The 21,888-nt window shown below is 72.1% G+C and carries 14 protein-coding genes and 1 tRNA gene; 1 reads left to right on the top strand and 14 read right to left on the bottom strand.

Annotation, left to right across the window (positions count from 1 at the left end):
• Positions 1-50: 50 nt before the first annotated feature.
• The 11 genes from fabD to I2501_RS21560 all read right to left on the bottom strand — a co-directional run bounded on the left by fabD (position 51) and on the right by I2501_RS21560 (position 16,811).
• Positions 51-1,055 carry an ACP S-malonyltransferase gene (gene fabD / locus I2501_RS21510; RefSeq protein ID WP_196195788.1) on the bottom strand — a complete coding sequence of 335 codons (1,005 nt, stop codon included), beginning with the start codon at positions 1,053-1,055 and terminating at the stop codon, positions 51-53.
• Between the two features lie 368 nt (positions 1,056-1,423).
• A tRNA-Thr gene (locus tag I2501_RS21515) sits at positions 1,424-1,497 on the bottom strand.
• 75 nt (positions 1,498-1,572) lie between these two features.
• The gene (gene leuE, locus I2501_RS21520) at positions 1,573-2,238 is read right to left on the bottom strand and encodes a leucine efflux protein LeuE (RefSeq protein ID WP_196195789.1); all 666 of its coding nucleotides are present in this window, start codon (positions 2,236-2,238) and stop codon (positions 1,573-1,575) included.
• 148 nt (positions 2,239-2,386) lie between these two features.
• Complete coding sequence (locus I2501_RS21525) at positions 2,387-3,964, bottom strand: alpha/beta hydrolase (protein ID WP_236046876.1); 1,578 nt, start codon at positions 3,962-3,964, stop codon at positions 2,387-2,389.
• A gap of 156 nt (positions 3,965-4,120) precedes the next feature.
• Entirely contained in the window at positions 4,121-5,197 is a 1,077-nt protein-coding gene (locus tag I2501_RS21530; protein WP_196195791.1) for a hypothetical protein, read from the bottom strand.
• A gap of 146 nt (positions 5,198-5,343) precedes the next feature.
• The gene (locus I2501_RS21535) at positions 5,344-6,546 is read right to left on the bottom strand and encodes a DNA polymerase III subunit delta' (protein WP_196195792.1); all 1,203 of its coding nucleotides are present in this window, start codon (positions 6,544-6,546) and stop codon (positions 5,344-5,346) included.
• A 108-nt stretch (positions 6,547-6,654) separates the two neighbouring features.
• Entirely contained in the window at positions 6,655-10,263 is a 3,609-nt protein-coding gene (gene tmk / locus I2501_RS21540; protein WP_196195793.1) for a dTMP kinase, read from the bottom strand.
• Positions 10,264-10,418: 155 nt separating this feature from the next.
• On the bottom strand, positions 10,419-13,205 hold the full coding sequence (topA, locus tag I2501_RS21545) for a type I DNA topoisomerase (protein ID WP_196195794.1): 2,787 nt from the start codon (positions 13,203-13,205) through the stop codon (positions 10,419-10,421).
• A 516-nt stretch (positions 13,206-13,721) separates the two neighbouring features.
• Positions 13,722-14,144 (bottom strand): DUF3592 domain-containing protein, encoded by a 423-nt coding sequence (locus I2501_RS21550; RefSeq protein WP_196195795.1) that lies wholly within the window; start codon positions 14,142-14,144, stop codon positions 13,722-13,724.
• A 240-nt stretch (positions 14,145-14,384) separates the two neighbouring features.
• Positions 14,385-15,962, bottom strand: a complete 1,578-nt coding sequence (locus I2501_RS21555) for a DUF7059 domain-containing protein (protein ID WP_196196022.1) — start codon at positions 15,960-15,962, stop codon at positions 14,385-14,387.
• 123 nt (positions 15,963-16,085) lie between these two features.
• Positions 16,086-16,811, bottom strand: a complete 726-nt coding sequence (locus tag I2501_RS21560; RefSeq protein WP_196195796.1) for a hypothetical protein — start codon at positions 16,809-16,811, stop codon at positions 16,086-16,088.
• Positions 16,812-17,093: 282 nt separating this feature from the next.
• Between I2501_RS21560 and I2501_RS21565 the strand changes: the two genes are divergently transcribed.
• Complete coding sequence (locus I2501_RS21565; RefSeq protein WP_196195797.1) at positions 17,094-17,984, top strand: alpha/beta fold hydrolase; 891 nt, start codon at positions 17,094-17,096, stop codon at positions 17,982-17,984.
• 44 nt (positions 17,985-18,028) lie between these two features.
• Here the strand turns inward: I2501_RS21565 and I2501_RS21570 are convergent, their stop codons facing one another.
• From I2501_RS21570 to I2501_RS21580, 3 genes are all read right to left on the bottom strand, one after another.
• Entirely contained in the window at positions 18,029-20,521 is a 2,493-nt protein-coding gene (locus I2501_RS21570) for a sodium-translocating pyrophosphatase (protein ID WP_196195798.1), read from the bottom strand.
• A 430-nt stretch (positions 20,522-20,951) separates the two neighbouring features.
• Complete coding sequence (locus I2501_RS21575) at positions 20,952-21,443, bottom strand: ATP-binding protein (RefSeq protein ID WP_196195799.1); 492 nt, start codon at positions 21,441-21,443, stop codon at positions 20,952-20,954.
• 83 nt (positions 21,444-21,526) lie between these two features.
• On the bottom strand, positions 21,527-21,868 hold the full coding sequence (locus I2501_RS21580; protein ID WP_196195800.1) for an STAS domain-containing protein: 342 nt from the start codon (positions 21,866-21,868) through the stop codon (positions 21,527-21,529).
• Positions 21,869-21,888 lie beyond the last annotated feature (20 nt).

Raw genomic sequence — 21,888 nt, forward strand, 5'->3', positions numbered from 1 at the left:
TTGCCGGTGATGGACGGACCAGGCTGGTGCGGGCAATGATTGATGGGGCGTCAGGAAGCCACTGGATCCAGTGAGTCGTCCTGTTCCAGCTCGCCGAGAAGCTTCGTCAGGCGACGCGCATCACCGGTGGAGTGGGCACGGACGTCCTCGAGCGTCCGACCGGCGAGTCCGCTGAGCACCCGGCCGGGGCCGATCTCGGTGTACGCGTCCACCGGGTGTCGTGCGGCGGTGTGCAGCACCTCGACCCAGCGGACGGGTTCGGTGAGCTGACGCCGCAGCAGTTCCCGTGCCTCCTCGCCGGAGCGGACGTAGGCGCCGGTGACCGAGCTGATCACGGGCAGGTGTGGGTCAGGGTCGGCGAACGGACGGACGGCGAGTGCCGCGGTGAACTCCTCCTCCACCGCCGCCATCAGCGAGCAATGGAAGGGAGCGCTGACGTCCAGCCGCACGACCTTCTCGGCGCCGGCGTCCAGCGCGGCCTTTCCGGCCGCGTCGACGGCGTCGGAGTGCCCCGAAATGACGGTCTGCAGCGGCTCGTTGTAGTTCGCGACCTGGACCAGGCCGACGCCCTCCGCGCCGACGCAGGCCGCTCGGACCTGCTCGGCGGGCAGCCCCAGCACGGCCGCCATCGCGCCGGGCACCTCGCGGGCCACCTCGCCCATCAGCCGACCGCGCAGCTGCACCAGTTCGAGCGCCGACTCCAGCGACAGCACCCCGGCTGCCACCAGAGCCGGATACTCACCGAGGCTGTGCCCCGCGGTCGCCGCGGGCCGGTAACCGGCGGCCCGCAGCAGCTCCCACACGGCGAGGCTGGTCGTGACGATCGCGGGCTGGGTGATCTCGGTGCGGGCGAGTTCCGCCGCGCTTCCGGTCACGCAGATCCGCGACAGCGGCTGACCGGTGATCTCGTCGGCCCGGGCGAAGAGCTCCCGGGCCGAGGGGTAGGCGTCGATCAGGTGCCCGGCCATTCCGGGCCGTTGCGAGCCCTGTCCGGGGAACATCGCCAGGCAGCCGGTCGTCGTGCCGGGGCCGCCGGGACCGGTCCGACCGGTCATCAGCTTGTCCTTTCGTGGGTTGCTGCAGGGGTGCGACTCGCTCCGCCCGTGACCACCCGATCGCCCTCGGGATGCGAGTCCTCCATGCCGAAGCGTGTTGCCGGGTGGGGGAGGTGGGGTGGCTTCGGCGCCTTCGGATCAACCTTCGGGCTCAGGGTTGGGCGAGGGACTGGAACGCCCCTGGACCGCAGCTATATCCCCTGGTCAGCGCCACGATGCCGCGTAACGGCCCGCGCGGCCCCGCACGGTCCGACATGAGACCGCCACTGAGACCGGGGCCCGGCAGAGGGTCCGCGTTCGACTCCGCCACTGAGCCCAGTGAAACCCAAAGGCCCAGGTCGCAGTGACTGCGACCTGGGCCTCAAAGGAGCCGCCTTCGGGATTCGAACCCGAGACCTACGCATTACGAGTGCGTTGCTCTGGCCAACTGAGCTAAGGCGGCGAACGGGGATTAGTCTACACAGCTCCGAGGGGTGCTCCTGCACAGGTTTTGATCACAGCATGATCAACCACCCGGTCAGCCCGCCGAGGCGGTCGCCAGCTTCGCTGCGAAGCCGATGAAGAGCGCGGCCACGCCCGTCGTGAGACCGGCGGAAAGGCGGCGGCGGGAGCGGAAGATCGCGGCGAGCCGGTGGCCCGCAAGGATCAGGGTGGTGAGGTAGAGGACGCTGAAGACCTGGATCGTGCCGCCGAGGATGGCGAAGGAGAGCGCCGGGCGCCCGTAGGACGGGTCGACGAACTGCACGAAGAAGGAGAGCAGGAAGAGGATCGCCTTCGGGTTGAGCAGGCTGATCACCAGCGCGCGCCGGAAGGGGGAGCGCTGTTCTGCGACCTGGTCCTCCTCCGAGGCAGGCGCCGCGTCGGCGGCCGGGGCATTGCGGTCCCGCCACAGGTCGCGGGCGGCGCGCAGCATGCCCCAACCGATGACGAGCAGGTAGACCGCGCCGACCAGCTTGACCGCGTCGAAGACCAGTCCGTTGGTCCGCAGCAGCGAGGCCGCGCCGAGCGAGGTGAGGGTGATCAGCGTGGTGTCGCCGAGGAAGACGCCGGCGGCCGCGCGGTAGCCGGTGGCTATGCCGCTGCGCGCGGCAACGGACAGGACGTACAGCGAGTTCGGTCCCGGCAGCAGGACGATCAGCAGCGCGCCCGCCACGTAGGTCGAATAGTGAATGACTCCGAACACGGCCGGTGACCCGTCCCCTTCTTGCTGTTCTCCGGCCTCCGTGGCCAGGGAACGTCCCGAGGTGCCGTACGCACGGCACCTCGGGAAAGGATCGTCGACGGGGGTTGGTCCTGACAACTCACCGGCAGGCGGTTCAGTGGCAGGCGGCTCAGTGGCAGACGGTGCCCTTGGCCGGGACCGTGCCGCGCAGGAGGTAGTTGTTCACCGCCTCGTCGATGCAGCTGCTGCCGCGCGCGTAGGCGGTGTGGCCGTCGCCGTCGTAGGTGAGCAGCGAGCCCGTGCTCAGCTGGGCGGCCAGGCCCTGGGCCCAGGCGTAGGGGGTGGCCGGGTCCCGGGTGGTGCCGACGACCAGGATGGGTGCGGCGCCCTTGGCCGCGATGCTGTGCGGCGAACCCGTCGCCGAGACCGGCCAGTAGGCGCAGCTGAGGCCACCCCAAGCCAAGCTGGCGCCGAACAGCGGCGAGTCCTTGGTGTAGGTCGCCAGCTGCTGCTGGACCTGCGCCGGACTGGTCGCGGCGGCCGGCAGGTCGAGGCAGTTGACCGCGGAGTTGGCGTACATCAGGTTGCTGTAGCTGCCGTCCGGACCGCGCTCGTAGTACTGGTCGGAGAGCGCGAGCAGCTCCTTGCCGTCGTTGTTGCCGATGGCGTCGGCGAGCGCCAGCCGCAGGTCGGGCCACTGCGTCTGGTCGTACATGGCCGAAATCACGCCGGTCATCGCAAGCGCCGAGTTCAGCTGGCGGCTCTGACCGGTCGGCAGCGGCTTGGCCTCGGCGGCGTTGAAGAAGGCGGTCAGCTTCTGGCCCGCCTGCTGCACCGAGCCGTTGCCGAGCGCGCAGCCCGGCCGCTTGACGCAGTCCGCCGCGAAGGCGTTGAAGGCCACCTCGAAGCCACCGGCCTGCTGGCTGTTGAGCTGGAACGCGTTGAGCGAGGGGTTCATCGCCCCGTCCAGCACCATCGTCCCGACCTTGGACGGGAAGAGCCCGGCGTAGGTGGCGCCCAGGAAGGTGCCGTACGACTTGCCGAGGTAGTGCAGCTTGGCGTCGCCGAGCAGGGCCCGGAAGACGTCCATGTCACGGGCGGAGTCGACGGTGCTCACATGCCCGAGCAGCTTGCCGGAGCGCTGCTCGCACCCCTGCGCGAAGGCCTTGTCCGCCCCCACCAGCTTGTCGACGCCCGCCTGCGTCGTCGGCGTGGTGTCGACCGCCGTGTAGGCGTCCATCTGACTGTTGCTCAGACAGGTGACGGGAGAGCTGCGGGCGACCCCGCGCGGGTCCAGCCCGACGATGTCGTACGCCGCCCGCACCACCGGCGGGAAGGTCTCCGCCGCGTACTCGGCGTAGTCCACGGCCGAACCGCCCGGACCGCCGGGGTTGACCAGCAGCGAGCCCTGCCGTGGGACGCCCTGCCCGGTCGCCTGCTGGCGCACCGCCGAGAGCGTGATGTCGCCGGCCGACGGGTCGGAGTAGTCGAGCGGGACCTTGAAGGTGGTGCACTGGAACCCGGCGTCGCACGACGTCCAGCTCAGCTTCTGGCCGTAGTAGCGATTCAGGTCCGCCGGGACCGCGGTGGGCAGCGGCTCCAGCGGCGTGACGCTGTTCGACGCGGTGTCGCCGGAGGGCGCGCTGACCGCCGTCCCTCCACCGTTGGCCCCGGTCGAGGACGGCGACGCCGAGCCGGAGGAGCTGCAGCCGGCCACGCCCAGCGTCGCGAGTCCGATGACGGTCATGGCTGCGACGGCCCTGGGGGCGCGCGTTCTCTTCATGCTCTTCCCAAACTGGCGAGTGGCGGGTGGCGGGTGGCCGGTGGCTGGTGGCTGGTGGCTGGTGGAGAAGTGGACGGCTGGTCGGTACGGCGGGTGGGACGGCCGGTGGGACCGGTGCGGTCAGTGGCGTGTGGTGAACATCTCTGTCAGATAGTTTGCCGCCAATCGCGCCAGCCGGAATCGCTCCAGCTCAGGAGTCAGGTCCCGGACCGTGTCGGAGAGGCGGACGGACAGGTCCGGCGCGCCCTGGAGCGCGGTGCGAAAGCGGGACGCGTCCCCCTGGCCGGCGGTGTCCCGGTGGGCCTGCGCCAGCAGCAGTCGGATGCCCGAGGGCAGGGCGCCCGACGGTCGGGCGAACGATCCGCCGCCGAGGACGGCCGCGCCCGCGTAGACGTCGGGGTGGGCCAGCTCGGCCGTGACCGCGCAGGAGGAGCCCGCGTCGACGCCCAGTTCCGCCCAGGAGCGGGGCTTGGCGGCGATCCGGTACTGGGCGGCGACGGCCCGGCGCAGCGCGGAGTCGTCCGACGCGAGCGCGCAGGGGTCGGCGGGGGCGACCGCCACGAACGCGTTGGCGTGGCCGCCCGCGACCGCTCCGGCAAGGCCCTGCCACACCTCGCCGAGCTCGCCCTCCGGTGCCCGCACCACGACCGCCTGCAGCACGGGCCCTCCGGACCCGTGAGCCTGGTACTGGGCGGGCAGCCAGATCCGGACCTGTCCCGGCACCCCGCCGAGCGTGCCCTGGAGCAGCCGCCCGCCCGACGGCTGCCCGACCTGGGTCAGCGCCGTCGTCACCGCACCGGCCGCCCCGGGAGCTTTCGACGCCCCTGGAGCTCCCGCCGCCCCCGCCGAGCCCGCCACTCCCGAGGCGACGGAAGCGCCCGAAGCCTGCGGCGTCCTGGGCGCTCGGTCCGAGGCCGGATGCGAGTCGGCCCGCGCGGCGGAGGCGGAGCCGACGGCTGCGACGGGCGCGGTGGAGTCGGGCAGCCCGACCAGCGCCTGCGCGACCCCGCCCGCCAACGCCGCGCAGAGTGCGACCGCCGCGAGCACCGCCCGCACCGCGGCGCCCCGGTAACGCGGCGTCAACTCGTACACCCGGCCTGCGCGCTCCTCCCGCCAGACACCGAGCGCACTCCCCGCGAGCCAGACGCCGACCGTCGCCCCGGCAGCGACCAGCGCTGCACTCCACCACAAGGTCATCCTGGCCGAATTCCCCCGTATGGGGGCGATGATCACTTACGGCTGAACTGCCACCCGAACGAGGGAGTGACCACCCGTTCGACGTGCCGGGCCCTTCCCTGCCGGGTCCGGCACGGCCCTGCCGGGTCCTGCCGGTCCTCGCCGGTTCAGCCCGCGCGCAGGGCGACCGTCATCGCCTCGACCGCCAGCAGCGGGGCGACATTGCGTTCGATCGCGTCGCGGCAGGACAGGACGGCATCGATGCGCCGCAGCGTCGACTCCGGCGTGGACTGCTGGGCCAGGCGCTCCACGCCCGTCCGCAGGTCCTCGTTGGCCAGGTCCGCGCCCGCACCGAACTGGACCGCGAGGACGTCACGGTAGAAGCCCGCGATGTCCACCAGGGCGCGGTCGAGGCTGTCGCGCTGGATACGGGTGGCCCGTCGCTTCTGACGGTCCTCCAGCTCCTTCATCGCGCCCGCCGTGCCGCGCGGCATCCGTCCGCCGACGCCCGCCGCCGCGCCCAGGGCGGCGCGGAGCTCCTCGGTCTCCTTGACGTCGACCTCCTCGGCGGCCTGCTTGGCCTCCGCCGCTGCCGCGTCCACCAGGGCCTGTGCTCCGGCGAGGCAGGCTCCGAGATCTCCGACCACCAGCGGGAGCCGCAGCACCTCCGTCCGACGAGCCCGCGCGGCCTCGTCCTGTGCCAGCCGACGGGCGCGCCCGATATGGCCGTGCGCCGCCCGCGCCGCGAACTGCGCCACCTGGACGTCGATCCCGTCCCGCCGCATCAGCACGTCCGCCACCGCGCCCACCGACGGCGACCGCAGGACGAGCAGTCGGCAGCGCGAGCGGATCGTCGGCAGCGCGTCCTCGACGCTCGGCGCGCACAGCAGCCACACCGTGCGCGGTGCCGGCTCCTCGATCGCCTTGAGCAGGACGTTGGCCGCGCCCTCGGTCAGGCGGTCCGAGTCCTCCAGGATGATGACCTGCCAGCGTCCGCCCGCCGGCGACATGGAGGCGTTGCGGACCAGCTCGCGCGTCTCCTTCACACCGATGCTGAGCACGTCCGTGCGCACCGTCTCGACGTCGGCGTGACTGCCGATCAGCGCGGTGTGACACCCGTCGCAGAACCCGCAGCCCGGCACCCCGCCCAGTTCGGCGTCCGGCGCGGTGCACTGCAGCGCCGCCGCAAAGGCCCGAGCGGCCGTCGACCGCCCGGAGCCCGGCGGACCGGTGAACAGCCAGGCGTGCGTCATGCCCGTCGCGCCCGCAGCCGGGGTCTCCCCCGCCACCACGGCACGGGCGGCACGGGCGGCGGCGACCAGCTGATCCACCACCTGGTCCTGGCCGACCAGGTCGTCCCACACGCTCACGTCACGCCGCCCTGCACGTCGTCGTCACTACATCTCTCAACCTCGCCCTGCCCCGCAGCCTAATCGCCCCCACTGACAATCGTGGCGACCGACCGCTGCGGGCAGGTCTCAGTGGCGCCTGCCGTTGCCGGGGCCCTGCTCGTCTCCCGGGTGCTCGTCGTGCCACTGGGCCCACTCCTCGCGGGTGCCGAGCAGCTGATCGGTGAGCGACGGCAGGTCGTCGAGCGGGGTCTCCTCGGCCCAGTCGTAGCGGCCAGAGCCCGTCGTGGCCTCGCCGTCCTCCGACGCCGTGTCACCCTTCGGACGAGCGGCCGACGGCGTGGACAGCGCCGGGATCTCCCGCGTCGCGTCCTCGGGCCCGGCCTCACCGGGCTCGGGCCGGAAGAGCCAGTCCGGGACCTTGTCCTGCACGCTCTCCGAGCTGCGCGGCGTGGCCTCGCGCCAGGCACGCGGCAGCGGAGTCTGCACCGTGGGCGCGGCCTCGACGACCGGTATCACCGTCGTCTCGTCCGCCGCAGACGTGGCCGCCGATCCCTCGGCCGCCTTGGAGCCCTTGGGGTTCTTGGGAGCCTTGGAGCCAGAGCCGGTCGCCTTCGTCGCGTTCGTCGTGCTCTTGGTGTCACTGCCGTCCTTCGACGGCATCCCCACGGTCGGGGCCCCCGCCGGGAAGGCCGGAAGCACCATCGTTTCGTCGGCGGCAGCGGGCGTGGTCGACGGCGCGTCCTTGGCCAGCGGCTTCGACTCTTCCTTCTCTTCCTGCGCCTTTCCGCGTGCCGAACGCGCCTTGCTGCGGGCGCGGCTCAGCACGGACGTCCGCTCGGGCTCGGCGGCGGTCTCGGGAGCGTCCTCGGACGCCGGAGCCTCGTCGGCGAGCACAACGGCCGGCATCACGGCGGTGGCGTCGAGATCCGCCGGACCGTCGGCGGCGACGGCGGGCAGGACCGCCGTCCGCTCCTCGTCCGCCTCGTCGGACGCAGCAGACGCCTGCGAGGCAGCGAACCCCGCGGCTATGTGACCCGACGCCGCAGACTCCGCCTCAGCCTCGTCGCCGGCCCCGCCCTCAGCACGGTCGGCGCGGTCAGCCTGCTCGGCCTCCGCTGCCTTCGCCGCCTCCGCCACCTCGGCGGCCTTCGCCGCTTCCTCGGCGGCACGGCGGGACGCCTCGGAGCGCAGCAGCGCCTCCTCCACGCGGCGGCGCTCCTCCGCCTTCTTCGCCTCGCGCTGGCGCTCCAGCTCCGCCAGTCGCTCCGCCTCGGCGGCGGCCTCGCGGCGGGCCTGTTCCTCGGCGCGGCGACGTTCCTCCTCCTCAGCGGCACGGCGGGCAGCCTCCGCAGCGGCGGCGGCGCGGGCTGCCTCCGCGGCGAGCCGGGCGACCTCGGCGGCCCTGCGGTCCTCCTCGGCCTGGCGGGCCTTCTCCGCCTCCTCGGCCTCCAGCCGGAGCTTCTCCAGCTGGGCCTGACGCTCGCGCTCGGCGCGCTCCTCCTCGGCCTTGCGGCGCGCCTCCTCGGCGAGACGACGGGCCTCGGCCTCACGCGCGAGCCGCTCCTGCTCCACGAGCGCGGCCTTCTCCTTCTCGGAGAGGGGCAGCTCGCGGTCGAGCCGGTGACGGATCGCGGTGGTGACGGCCTGCGGCGGCTGGCCCGCGTCGACGACCAGGTAGCGAGCCGCATCTGCGGCGGCCAGCTCCAGGAACGCGGCGCGCACCCGCTGGTGGAAGACCTCCGGCTCGGACTCCATCCGGTCCGGCGCCTCGGTGAACCGTTCCCGCGCGGCGGACGGCGCGACGTCCAGCAGCACGGTCAGATCCGGGACCAGGCCGCCGGTGGCCCAGCGGTTCAGCCGGGCGACATCCGCGCCGTCGAGGTCGCGGCCCGCGCCCTGGTAGGCGATGGACGAGTCGGCGTACCGGTCGGTGATCACCACGGCGCCGCGCTCCAGCGCCGGAAGGATCACCGAGTCGACGTGCTCGGCCCGGTCGGCGGCGAAGATCAGTGCCTCGGCCCGGTGCGATATCCCCGTGTTGGCGACATCCAGCAGCATGGCCCGGAGCCGCTGGCCGACAGCGCTGCCGCCCGGCTCACGGGTCAGCACCACCTCATGGCCCTTGCTGCGGATCCACTCCGCCAGCGCCTGGGCCTGGGTGGACTTGCCCGCGCCGTCGCCGCCCTCCAGGGCGATGAAGAAGCCCGTGCCCGCCCGGTGCGCGGGCGGCTCGACGCCGCCGCGCAGGGCGTCCCAGATGTCGCGCGGCAGCGGCGCGACACCCTTGCGGTCGTCCGCGCGCAGCAGCACGACGACGGCGAGCAGCAGGAGCAGCAGCCCGGCGGTGGCGGTCGCGAGCCCCGCGCCGCCGTGGTCGAAGGTCAGCGTGGTGCCGCCGAACTGCTCCGGCCCGTACACCGCACCGAGCAGCGGCGTGACGACCAGTCCGAGCGCGACGGCGACCCGCAGCATCGCGTGCAGGTGCTCGTCGACGCGCGGGCGACGGGCATCCTCGGTTTCCAGCGCGAGCAGCACCCGGGCCGTGCGGAAGGCGACGCCGCTCGCCACACCGGCCAGCGTGAACAGCACCAGCGCCAGCACGTAGTCGCGGACCAGCCCGCCGAGCAGCAGCGCCAGCCCGGTCGTGCCCATGGCCAGCGGCAGCAGCCGACGACGGCTGAGCGTCGGCAGGACGCCACGGCTGACGCGCAGTCCGAGCAGCAGCCCGGCGGTCAGGGCGAGCACCAGCAGGGCGTAGCCGATCGTCCCGGCCTGCAGGTCGACCGCGTGCTGGACGGCGGTGGACGCGGCGGCTGCGACGGCCGCCGCCGTGGACGTGGCCGCCAGGCTGAAGACGAGGGACGAGCCGGTACGGCCGCGGGCGACCAGCCCGGGCGTGACGTCCGCCGGGGCGCGCAGGTTCGTCAGCGGCGAGTGCGGCTCGAAGCGACGACGGCCGGTCGCCGCCTCGGGCAGCTCCTGCAGGTACTGAAGCGTTCCCGCGGTGAGGAAGAGCGCGGCCGCGCCGAACGCGCCCAGCGCCAGGCCGTGCGTGCCGAGCCAGTCGACGGCCTGACCGAGCCCCTGGTTCACCAGGGTCAGCACGATCAGCAGCACGGAGGCGAGCGGAACCGTGGCGTACCCGGTCCACAGCTCGATGTGGAGCAGCACCGGCCGCTGGTCCACCGGCGGGTGGCCGGGGGTGGGCGCGGGCAGCAGCTGCTCGACGAAGGACTCGCGGGTGACCACGATCAGCCGCTCAAGCGCGGCGGTCACGAAGACGGTGACGAGCAGCCAGACCCACGCCTTGGACCCGGTCCAGAGCACCCAGAACACCGAGCAGGCGAGCAGGACCCCGCGCAGCGCCTCCGCGACGACGAGCAGCCACCGCCGGTCCAGACGCTGCGTCAACTGCGCGAGGGGCGCCAGCAGGACGGCGCCGAACAGCAGCGTGGCCACGATCCGCGCGCCGAAGACGGCGGCGACCGCGAACATCACCCCGGTGTAGCCGCCGCCCAGCGCCTGGGCGCCGACCACGGCGACGACCGTCAGCGCCAGCAGGGTCAGCAGTGCCAGGCGGTCACCCAGCGCACCCACGGCGTGCGCGCGCCAGGCGCGGTTGTACGCGCGCACCCGCAACAGCGCGCGGGCGCGCGACGTCACGGTGACGCCGGTGGAGGGGATGCCGGGACTTTCCGGGGCCTTGTTCGTGGGCTCCTGCGACTCGGGGCTCATACGGCCAGCCTAACCGGAGGTTAGGACAGCAGATGCCCGGTTCGCGTCGGTCATGACAGGGTTGTGACCAACCGGTAGACGGGGCGACAACCGAACGCCCCGACGAACCGACCGAAGGCAGGTTCGACGGGGCGTTCAGCCAACTGCTCAGCCGGTTACTCGGCCGTGGTCTTCTTCGCGGCGGTCTTCTTGGCCGGAGCCTTCTTCGCCGCCGTCTTCTTGGCTGCCGTCTTCTTCGCAGCGGTCTTCTTGGCCGGGGCCTTCTTCGCGGTCTTCTTGACCGGCCCCTTGGCCCGCTTCTCGGCGAGCAGCTCGAAGCCGCGCTCCGGGGTGATCTCCTCGACGGAGTCGTCCCGCCGCAGCGTCGCGTTGGTCTCGCCGTCCGTGACGTACGGGCCGAAGCGCCCGTCCTTGACCACGACCGGACGCTCGCTGACCGGGTCGACGCCCAGCTCCTTGAGCGGCGGCTTGGCGGCCGCGCGACCGCGCGCCTTCGGCTGGGCGTAGATGGCCAGGGCCTCCTCCAGGGTGACCGTGAACATCTGGTCCTCGGTCTCCAGGGAGCGCGAGTCCGTGCCCTTCTTCAGGTACGGCCCGTACCGGCCGTTCTGCACGGTGATCTCGACGCCCTCGGCGTCGGCCCCGACGACGCGCGGCAGGCCGAAGACCTTGAGCGCGTCCTCCAGCGTCACCGTGTCCAGGTCCCAGGACTTCAGCAGCGAGCCGGTGCGCGGCTTGACCGCGTTCTTGCCGGTCTTGGGCGTGCCCTCGGGGAGCACCTCGGTGAAGTACGGCCCGTAGCGTCCCGCCTTGGCGACGATCATGTTGCCGGACTCCGGGTCCTTGCCCAGCTCGCGCTCGCCGCTGGGCTTGGCCAGCAGTTCCTCGGCCAGCTCGACGGTCAGCTCGTCGGGGGCCAGCTCGTCCGGCACGTCGGCACGCTGCTCGCCGCGCTCCACGTAGGGGCCGTAGCGGCCGACGCGGAGGACCACACCGGAGTCCGCGAGCGGGAACGAGCTGATCTCACGGGCGTCGATCGCGCCGAGGTCGGTCACCAGCTCCTTGAGCCCGCCGAGGTGGTCGCCGTCGCCGTTGCCCGCGTCAGCGGCGGCCGAGGCCGCAAGCTCGCCCTCGCCGAAGTAGAAGCGGCGCAGCCACGGGACGGACTGGGCCTCGCCGCGCGCGATCGCGTCGAGGTCGTCCTCCATCCTGGCGGTGAAGTCGTAGTCGACCAGCCGTCCGAAGTGCTCCTCCAGCAGCCGGACCACGGCCAGCGCCAGGAAGGACGGCACCAGCGCGGTGCCCTTCTTGAAGACGTACTTGCGCGCGATGATCGTGTCGATGATCGCGGCGTAGGTCGACGGGCGGCCGATCTCGCGGTCTTCCAGCTCCTTGACCAGCGAGGCCTCGGTGTAGCGCGCCGGAGGCTTGGTCGCGTGGCCGTCCGGGTTGATCTCCTCGGCGCGGACCCCGTCGCCCTCGGCGACCGGCGGCAGCCGGCGCTCGCGGTCGTCGAGCTCGGCGTCCGGGTCGTCCCGGCCCTCGACGTAGGCCTTGAGGAAGCCGTGGAAGGTGATGATCTTGCCGGAGGCGGAGAACTCGACGTCCCGGCCGTCGGCGGAGGTGCCGGCGACCTTGACGCTGACGGACTGGCCGACGGCGTCCTTCATCTGGGAGGCGACGGTGCGCATCCAGATCAGCTCGTAGAGCTTGAACTCGTCACCGCTCAGGCGGGTCTCGGCCGGGGTGCGGAAGCGGTCGCCGGAGGGACGGATCGCCTCGTGCGCCTCCTGCGCGTTCTTCACCTTCCCGGCGTAGACGCGGGGCGCGTCCGGCAGGTACTCGCGGCCGTAGAGCTGCTCGACCTGGGCCCGGGCCGCGGTGACCGCGGTCTCCGAGAGCGTGGTCGAGTCGGTACGCATATAGGTGATGAAGCCGTTCTCGTACAGCCGCTGCGCCACGTCCATCGCACGCTTGGCGCCGAAGCCGAGCTTGCGGCTCGCCTCCTGCTGCATCGTGGTGGTGCGGAACGGCGCGTACGGCGAGCGACGGTACGGCTTGGACTCGACGCTGCGGACCCGGAACTGGGTGTCGGCGAGCGCGGCGGCCAGCGCCCGGACGTTCTCCTCGTCCAGGTGCAGCACCTGGGCGGCCGCCCCGGCACCACCCTTGAGCTGCCCGAGCGAGTCGAAGTCGCGGCCGGTGGCCACGCGGCGGCCGTCGACCGCGGTGAGCCGGGCGCCGAAGGTGCCGGGGTCACCCGCGGCCCGCCCGGCGTCGGCGGTGGCGAAGACGGCGGTCAGGTCCCAGTACGACGCGGAGCGGAACGCCATCCGCTCGCGCTCCCGCTCGACCACGAGCCGGGTCGCCACGGACTGGACGCGGCCCGCCGAAAGCTTCGGCATGACCTTCTTCCACAGCACCGGGGAGACCTCGTAGCCGTAGAGGCGGTCGAGGATCCGGCGCGTCTCCTGGGCGTCGACCAGGCGCTTGTTCAACTCACGCGGGTGGCGCACGGCCTCCTGGATGGCGTCCTTGGTGATCTCGTGGAAGACCATCCGATGCACCGGCACCTTGGGACGCAGCACCTCCTGGAGGTGCCAGGCGATGGCCTCGCCCTCGCGGTCCTCATCGGTGGCGAGGAAGAGTTCGTCGGCGTCCTTCAGCAGCGACTTGAGCTTGGAGACCTGGGCCTTCTTGTCCGGATTGACGACATAGATCGGCTCGAAATCGTGCTCCACGTCGATGCCGAGCCTGCGCACCTCACCGGTGTAGCCCTCCGGGACCTCGGCGGCGGTGCCCGGCAGGTCACGGATATGCCCGACGCTCGCCTCGACCACGTACCCAGGGCCCAGATAACCCTTGATCGTCTTCGCCTTGGCCGGCGACTCGACGATCACGAGTCGCCGTCCTTCGCGTGCGGTCTCGCTGGTCGGGGACACCTTCGCTCTTCTCTTCCGGTCGAGTAGGGGGTGGTCGTCGCGCTGCTCGCGGCAACACGGTCCTGAATGCGGAGTGTGACCGCACCCCGGTGCCCCTTGTCAAACGGACGGATCCCGGCATGTCATGGGCGGGGGTCGCCCGCTGCCTCTCGAACGGTAACCCGAATCCTCGGGTTCCCGCCGTTCGGGCCTGGGTCGTACGGTTGGACCGGCACCGGCGGGGACAGGCCGGACAAGCCGGATCATAGGACTGCCCGCCTGGCCTGCGGCGCAGAACCCGATCCTTTCGGCGTGTCTCTGCCCATCCGGACGCAAGAGCATGCGCATGTCTGCTAAAGGCCTGCCGCACCGTGCGCCGCTGACCTCGGACGAAGCGGCCGCGTCGGTCGCCGGGCAGACCTCGGGCCCGGACCTGAGCGGCGGCGTCGGCCCGGATGAGCACGCCCGACCTCGGGCCGTCCGTGGCCTCGGCCGCTGTCAGGCCGCCGGTGCCCCACCCGGAGCGGAGCGCTCCGCTCAGGCCGAAGCTGCGAGCAGCATCACACCGCAGACGGCGAAGGCGAGCCCGAGACCGACCCAGAAGACGTCGTTCCGTCCCCGCGCCGGGCCGCCCTCGACAGCCACCAGCGTCGGCCGGTCCGGGTGGTAGGCCACCGGCACCAGCGCATCCACCGCCAGGGCGGGCGTCCTGCGGATCGACGTCCAGCCGCGCGGACGCGTGACGACCTCGCCGTGCCCGTCCACGGCGAAGCTGAGCAGCGGCGCGGTGTCGGCGTGGTCCGCGTCGCCGTCCGGGTCCACCACCACACGCGCCATACCGCTGACCCCGACGCGGCGCAGGGTGCGCCGAGCCCGCACCTCTGCCGCGCACCACCAGAGCACGGCCCCGCCGAAGAGGAGGAACCACGCCCCGGTGAAGAGGCCCAGTGGAGTCCCCATGTTCGCCCCCACTCCCCGGTTCCGTCTCGCAGTTGGCCGACAAGCCACCCGATCAGGTGATCTCGTGATCATGCGATCGGCGCGGCGAGCGCCAGATTTCCAGCGGACGGGCAACAGGCGGCCTACGGCAGGGGACGTCCCGGGAAAGCTGTGATGAACGGGAGCCGGTCAGCGCCGCCCGGGCGGCGTGGGCGGCACAGGCAACACGGGTAACACGGGCACCACGGGCAACGTCGAACCTCAGGCCGGAAGCAGGAAACCCTGTTCGACCAGCACGCGGATCTGTCCGGGCACCCGGTCCCGCAGCAGGACCGGGTCCTCATGGAGCAACTGCGCGATCGCGTCCAGGATCTCACCGGCCGTCAGCGTGCCGTCGCAGACGCCCGCGAAACCCGCCCCGATCGTGTCGACCTTGGTCGCCCGTCGCATGCCCCGGTTCTGACGCAGGATCACATGCTCGGGATCCTCCGCGCCGGGCGCACCCACCTGCTCCTGGACGACCTCGTCCGCCAGCCGGAAGCGCGCGGCCAGCAAGCCCGCGTCGTCGTGCGCACGCAGGAAGTCCTGCCGGGTGAACCACGCGTCGATTGCCGGGCCCAGCGGTTGCTCGACGGCGTGCGGCCACTCCTCGGCGACGACCACGGGCATCGCGCCCTCGGGCGCGCGCCGCAGCGTGATCCAGCCGAAGCCGACGCCGTCGACCTTGGCCGCCTCGAAGGTGTCGAGCCAGTCGGCGTAACGGCGTTCGTACTCCTCCCGCGGTCCGCGGTGGTCACCGCCGTCGCGCAGCCAGAGCTCGGCGTAGGTGGTCGGGTCCTGGACGTCGCGCTGTACGATCCAGGCGTCGCAACCGGTCCCGGCCAGCCAGCCGGCGACCCTCTCCCGCCAGTCCTCGCCGCGCACGTGCTGCCAGTTCGCCAGCAGCTGGCAGTAGCCGCCCGATTCGAGGTGCTCCCCCGCCTGTGTGACAAGGCTACGGCAGAGGTCGTCCCCGGCCATGCCGCCGTCGCGGTAGGTGAACCGGCCACCGGGAGAGATGACGAACGGCGGGTTGGAGACGATCAGGTCGAACCGCTCGTCCTCGCCCAGCGGTTCGAAGAGGCTGCCCTCGCGGACCTCGACCCGGTCACCGAACCCCGACAACTCGGCCGTCAGACGGGTGAAGTGAAGCGCCCTCGGGTTGACGTCCGTCGCCACCACGTGACCCGCGTGCCGGGCCGCGTGCAGCGCCTGGATCCCCGACCCGGTGCCGAGGTCCAGCGCACGCCGGACCGGTCGCCGGACGGTGATGTTGGCCAGCGTCGTCGAGGCCCCTCCGACGCCGAGCACGAGCTCGCTGCGCGGCACGCCCTGGTCCGTGGCCGCGCCCGAGCCGATCCCGCCTGCCCCGCCGACCGCGCAGCCGAGGTCGGACACGATCCACGCGTCCGCCGCGTCCCCGACGGCGGCTCCGAGGGCAGGCCCGGAGGCGTCGGACGTCTCCGCGATGTCGTTGGCGTACGGGCGGATGTCGACCGTCGCCCGGACGTCGCTCTCGGGGGTCCGGACCAGCCAGCCGTCGGCAAGCGCCTCGTCGACCGGCAGCGCCACGGCGGCCGCCGGGTAGGGCACGCCGCGCTGCAGCAGGAAGAGCCGGACCAGCGTCTGCAGCGGCCCCTGCCCCACGGTCGCCCGCAGCGCGGGCACGCTCTCGCTGCGGGCCAACGCCGCGTAGGCGGCCGCGCCAAGGAGTTCGAGGCAGCCGTCGGCGGTGTAGTCGGCCGCGAGGAAAGCCTCACGCAGCCGGGCGATCCGCTCGGGGTCGAGGGTCGGCAGCAAGCCGTGCGGAGCGCCGTCAGCAGCGCCGTGCGCAGCCCTGTCGGAAGCGCCGTTCGGGACGGAGGATGCGGATGAACTGGTCGTCACGCGCCCATTCTCCCCGAGTTCCCACCGAGAAGAGCCTCAGCCCGCGCTGCTCGACGCGTCGGGCGACCCGCTGCCGCTCGACGATCCGCCGCTCGACGACCCACCACCCGAGGACGACGAACCGGACGACGAACCTCCGGCCGAGGACGAACCGCTGGGCGAGGCCTTGTCGCTCGCCGAGCCGGAGGCCTTCGGCTGCGGGGAACCCGAGGTCGTCGCACCGGTGCTCGCGCCCGTGCTCTCGGCCGTGGGCGTGCCCGAAGGCGCGGCACAGGCGGGCTGCTTGCCGAGCGCGGCGCCCAACTGGCCCGACTGGAGCTTCTGCAGCGCCGTCGTCGACTGCGTCGAAAGCTGCTGCACCTGGTCGGAGACCCCCTTGAGGGCCGCCGCGAACTTGGCCTGGTCGTCGACCGACAGCTCCTTCACCGTCGCCTGGACCTTGGTGTATCCACCGGCCGTCTCGTTCAGCTCACTGACGGCGCTGGCCTGGGTCTGCGTACCGTCGCTGGTCTGCGGCGCGCCGGCGGCCTGCACCGCCTGGGCTATCTGCTGATTGCCCGCGGCCAGCTTGCCGAGATCGTCGGCCAGACGCGTCTGGAGAGCGCTCGGGGATTCGCCCGGGATGATCTTCCCGGTGTCCGCCTGAGCGGCCTGGACCTCCTGGATCGGCGCGGAGATGCCGCCGCAGACGCTCTTGGCCCAGGAGTCGAGCTGCGCGCTGTTGTCGCTGCTGGTGCACGCCGCCGCGCCCAGCGCGACCACCAGCGCGACCGAGGCTGCCCCCGCCGCACGACGGGCACGACCGCCCGATCGACCGACCGTCCAACCGACTGTCCGACCGCCCGTTCGACCGCAGCTCGGAGCGCTCGTCCGACCGCTTTCCGGTCCGCTCGTCCGCATGTCCAACCGTTCGTTCTCGCTCACCGGGTCGCCTTCCAGTCTTCGAACCCAGCTTGGGAACCTACACGCTCGCCCCTTTCCGCCGCACCGTTCGCCGGATACCGTGCCGACGAGCGAGCAGGTCCGCGACCGTTTGGAGTGCCCATGCCCCGCGCGCGACTCGGCACCGGCATCACGCTGGAGTACGAGACCCTCGGCGACCCGTCCCGGCCGACGATGCTGCTGGTCATGGGCCTGGGCGCACAGCTGACCAGCTGGGACGAGCGGTTCTGCCGGGAACTGGCCGACCACGGGTTCCGCGTCGTCCGCTACGACAACCGCGATGCCGGTCTCTCCACGTTCCTGGACGATGGTCCCCAGCCGGACCTGGAGGCGGTGCTGGGCGGAGACCACTCCTCCACCCGCTACCGGATCGCGGACCTGGCCGGCGACGCGGTGGGGCTGCTGGACGCGCTCGGCGTGGAGCGCGCGCACGTCGTCGGGGCATCGATGGGCGGGATGATCGCCCAACAGTTGGTCATCGACCACCCCGCCCGGGTACTGAGCCTCTGCTCGATCATGTCGCTGCCCGGCGACGGCACCTCGGGTCAGCCCACACCGGAGGCGCTGGCCGTGCTGCTCCGTCCCGCAGTGGCGGGCCGGGAGGCGGCGATCGAGGCCTCGATGGCGGCGGCGCGGGTCATCGGCTCACCGGACTATCCGCGTTCGGACGAGGAACTGCGCGCCGTGACGACGGCCACCCAGGACCGCAGCAGCCGCAGGGACGGCGTCAGCCGCCAGATAGCGGCCGTCGTCGCCTCGCCCGACCGCACGGCCGCACTCCGCAAGGTGACCGTGCCGACCCTGGTCGTGCACGGCGAGGCGGACCCTCTGGTCGACGTGAGCGGCGGGCACGCGACGGCCGCGGCCGTACCGGGCGCGTCGTTGCTGACGCTGCCCGGCATGGGCCACGACCTCCCTCGTGCCCTCTGGCCCCAGGTCGTCCCCGCGATCGCGGCCAACGCACACGCCGCAGACGCTGCACAGGAGCACTGAGCCACTCAGTCCGGGCCCGGGCCCGGGCCCGGTACGTCCTAGGCTCAGTGCACCGCTGACGCCGCGTCGGGCGACTGGCCCGGCGCGGGAATCGACTCGGCGGCCGACTGCTCCGCACCGCTGTCGGACCCGACGGCGATGCCGCGCCGCTTGGACAGCCAGACGGCGACGACCACCACGGCCAGGCAGAGCAGCGCGATGCCCACCCGCAGCCCGGTGTTGGCGTGGACGCCGAAGTCGAGCTTGACCACGGCCGGCGCGATCAGCAGCGAGACCAGGTTCATCACCTTGAGCAGCGGGTTGATGGCCGGTCCTGCGGTGTCCTTGAACGGGTCGCCGACGGTGTCGCCGATGACCGTGGCCGCGTGCGCCTCGCTGCCCTTGCCGCCGTGGTTGCCGTCCTCGACCAGCTTCTTGGCGTTGTCCCAGGCACCGCCCGAGTTGGCCAGGAAGACCGCCATCAGCGTGCCCGTGCCGATCGCCCCGGCCAGGTACGAGCCGAGCGGTCCGACTCCGAGCAGGAACCCGACCGCGATCGGCGCCAGCACGGCCAGCAGACCGGGAGTCGCCAACTCGCGCAGCGCGTCCCGGGTGCAGATGTCGACGACCCGTCCGTAGTCGGGCTTCTCGCTCCCGTCCATGATCCCGGGCTTGGACCGGAACTGGTCGCGCACCTCGAAGACCACCGAACCTGCCGAGCGCGAGACCGCGCTGACGGCCAACCCGGAGAAGAGGAACACGACCGCCGCTCCCAGCAAGAGGCCCACCAGGTTGTTGGGTTGGGAGATGTCGAGGCTCAGGCTCAGCCCGGACGCCGCCGACCCGACCTGCTGCACCGCCGTGCCGATGGCGTCGGTGAAGGAACCGAACAGCGCCGTCGCCGCCAGCACGGCGGTGGCGATGGCGATGCCCTTGGTGATCGCCTTGGTGGTGTTGCCGACCGCGTCCAGCTCGGTCAGCACCTGCGCGCCCGCACCGGTGACGTCCCCGGACATCTCGGCGATGCCCTGCGCGTTGTCCGAGACCGGCCCGAAGGTGTCCATCGCCACGATCACGCCGACCGTGGTCAGCAGCCCGGTTCCGGCGAGCGCCACGGCGAAGAGCGCCAGCGTCAGCGAACCGCCGCCCAGCAGGAAGACGCCGTAGACGGCCGCGCCGATGAGAACGGCCGAGTAGACGGCGGACTCCAGTCCGAGCGAGATCCCGGAGAGGATGACCGTCGCCGGACCGGTCAGCGAGGTCAGCCCGATGTCGCGCACCGGCCGCCGGTTCGTCTCGGTGAAGTAGCCGGTCAACTGCTGGATCGCGGCGGCCAGCACGATCCCGATGGCCACGGCCACGAGGGCGAAGACCCGCGGGTTGCCGCCGTGCCCGGTGATGGCACCCGAGACGCCCTTGAGCTGGGCGAAACTGCCCGGCAGGAAGGCGAAGGCCGCGGCCACGACCAGCGCGAGTGAGACCACCGCGGAGATGAAGAACCCGCGGTTGATCGCCGTCATGCCGGAACGGTCGCCACTGCGCGGCGAGACCGCGAAGATCCCGAGGACGGCGGTGACGACGCCGATGGCCGGCACCAGCAGCGGGAAGGCGAGTCCGACGTCACCGAAGGCACTCACACCCAGGATCAGCGCGGCGACCAGGGTGACGGCGTAGGACTCGAACAGGTCGGCTGCCATCCCGGCGCAGTCGCCCACGTTGTCGCCGACGTTGTCGGCGATGGTGGCGGCGTTGCGCGGGTCGTCCTCGGGGATGCCCTGCTCGACCTTGCCGACGAGGTCGGCCCCGACATCGGCGGCCTTGGTGAAGATCCCGCCGCCCACACGCATGAACATCGCGAGCAGCGCGGCGCCGAAGCCGAACCCTTCCAACACCTTGGGAGCGTTCTCCCGGTAGATCAGCACCACGATCGAGGCCCCGAGCAGCCCGAGCCCGACGGTGAACATGCCGACAACACCGCCGGTGCGGAAGGCGATCCGCATCGCCCGGTGGGAGACCGCACGGACGTCCGGCACGTCGCCGGGTTCCGCCCCCGATTCCGTGCCCGATTGAGCGCCGGGTTGAGCGCCGGATTCCGTGCCGGGTTGAGCGCCTGAGTGTGCGTCGGTTCCCTCGGCGGGAGTCGCCTCGCGGGCCGCCGCGGCGACGCGCACGTTGCTGCGCACCGCGAGCTGCATGCCCACATAGCCGGTCACCGCAGAGAAGGCCGCGCCGACCAGGAAGAAGACGGAGCGCCCGATCCGCTGCGCCCAGGTGTCCGCGGGCAGGAGCAGGAGAAGCAGCGGGACGACCACGGCGAACCCGCCGAGGGTACGGAACTGGCGTGCCAGATAGGCGTTGGCGCCTTCCTGCACGGCGGCGGCGATCTGCTTCATGGTGTCGGTGCCCTGGTCCGCTGCCAGTACCTGACGGACCAGCAGCCACGCGACACCCAGCGCGGCCGCGGCGATGACGGCGACAATGACGACCACGACCCGGTCGGAACCGGTGAGCACCGCGGTCACCCCTGATGGAGCGCCGGAGAGGTAGAGCCCGGCCATTCGTCCTCCTTGACGTCTGGCTCGTGCGCCGGGCGGGATCCCCAGGTCTTGGGACGAGGAGAGGCGCGGACCGCTCGGCAGCGCGGGCAAGGTGGCAGGCGGCGATTGTAGGAATCGGGCGCATGATCAAAACAGGGTATGTGCGGCAATTGGTACAAGCCGTAAGAGAAGTGACGGATGAATCGACGACGAGAGGTGCGAAACGCAGCAGGGCGGCCCGAAGTCCTCGGGCCGCCCTGCTGGTTCGGTGCTCGGTCGTGCCTACAGCACGTGCGTACGGCTTGGGCGCACGGCTCGTGCGCATGGCTCGTGCGCATGGCTCGGCGATGTGGGCATCGCATGGATCGACTTGGCGTGAATCAACACGCAGATTGGCGGAATGCGACCGTCCGGCGGCGCGCCCGCAGGAGCGGGTGTGCCGGCTTCCCGACTACGGGAGGTCGTCGTCCGCCGGATCGGCGACCGGCCAGCTCATGCGGATCAGTCCGCCGTCCGTGTCGTGGCCGATCACCAGGTCGTCGACCAGGCCGCTGATGACGGCGAGGCCCATGGTGTCGTCGGTCGCCTGGTCGCCGCTGCCGCCGGCACCCGCGCCGGACTTGGCGCTCGTGGTCGCCTCGGCGAACGACAGCGCCTCCTCGGCATTGCTGTCGGCGTGCGCGGTAGCGGGCGTCGGGACGCCGTCGCCGACCTCGATCAGGAAGCGCTTCTCCTGCTGGACCAGCTTGACTCGGACCGGGCTCGATACGCCGCTGCGCTGATGCAGGCCCACGGCCCGCGAGCACGCCTCACCCACGGCGAGGCGGACCTCGTCGAGAATGGACTCGTCGACCCCTGCCTGCCGTGCGACCGCCGCGGCGACCAGCCGCGCCGTGCGCACATGGGCCGGGAGCGCGCTGAAGCGCAGCTCGACGGTGGCCATATGTGTCCCCCTCGAAAGGTTCAGGATGTCGGACCGGCCCCGGGAGCAGCCGCTTTCGCGGGAGCTCCCGGGCGCACCACCGCTCAGTCGGTGGCGTTGACGGCCTCGTCCACGGAGCCGTGGATGGGGAACACCTTCGTCAGTCCGGTGATCCGGAAAATCTTGAGGATGCGCTCCTGGTTGCAGACCAGACGGAGCGAACCCTCGTGGGCACGCACCCGCTTCAGCCCGCCGACAAGCACGCCCAGCCCGGTCGAGTCCAGGAAGTCCACGCCTTCCATGTCCACGATCAGGTGGTAGTGACCCTCATTGACGAGCTCGACGAGCTGCTCGCGCAGCTTCGGGGCGGTGTACACATCGATCTCGCCCCCAACCTCGACGACCGTGCGGTCGCCGACGGAACGGGTCGACAGGGACAGGTCCACGGAACCTCCAGCACCTTGCC

This window comes from Streptacidiphilus fuscans, from assembly GCF_015690355.1.
Taxonomy (GTDB): domain Bacteria; phylum Actinomycetota; class Actinomycetes; order Streptomycetales; family Streptomycetaceae; genus Streptacidiphilus; species Streptacidiphilus fuscans.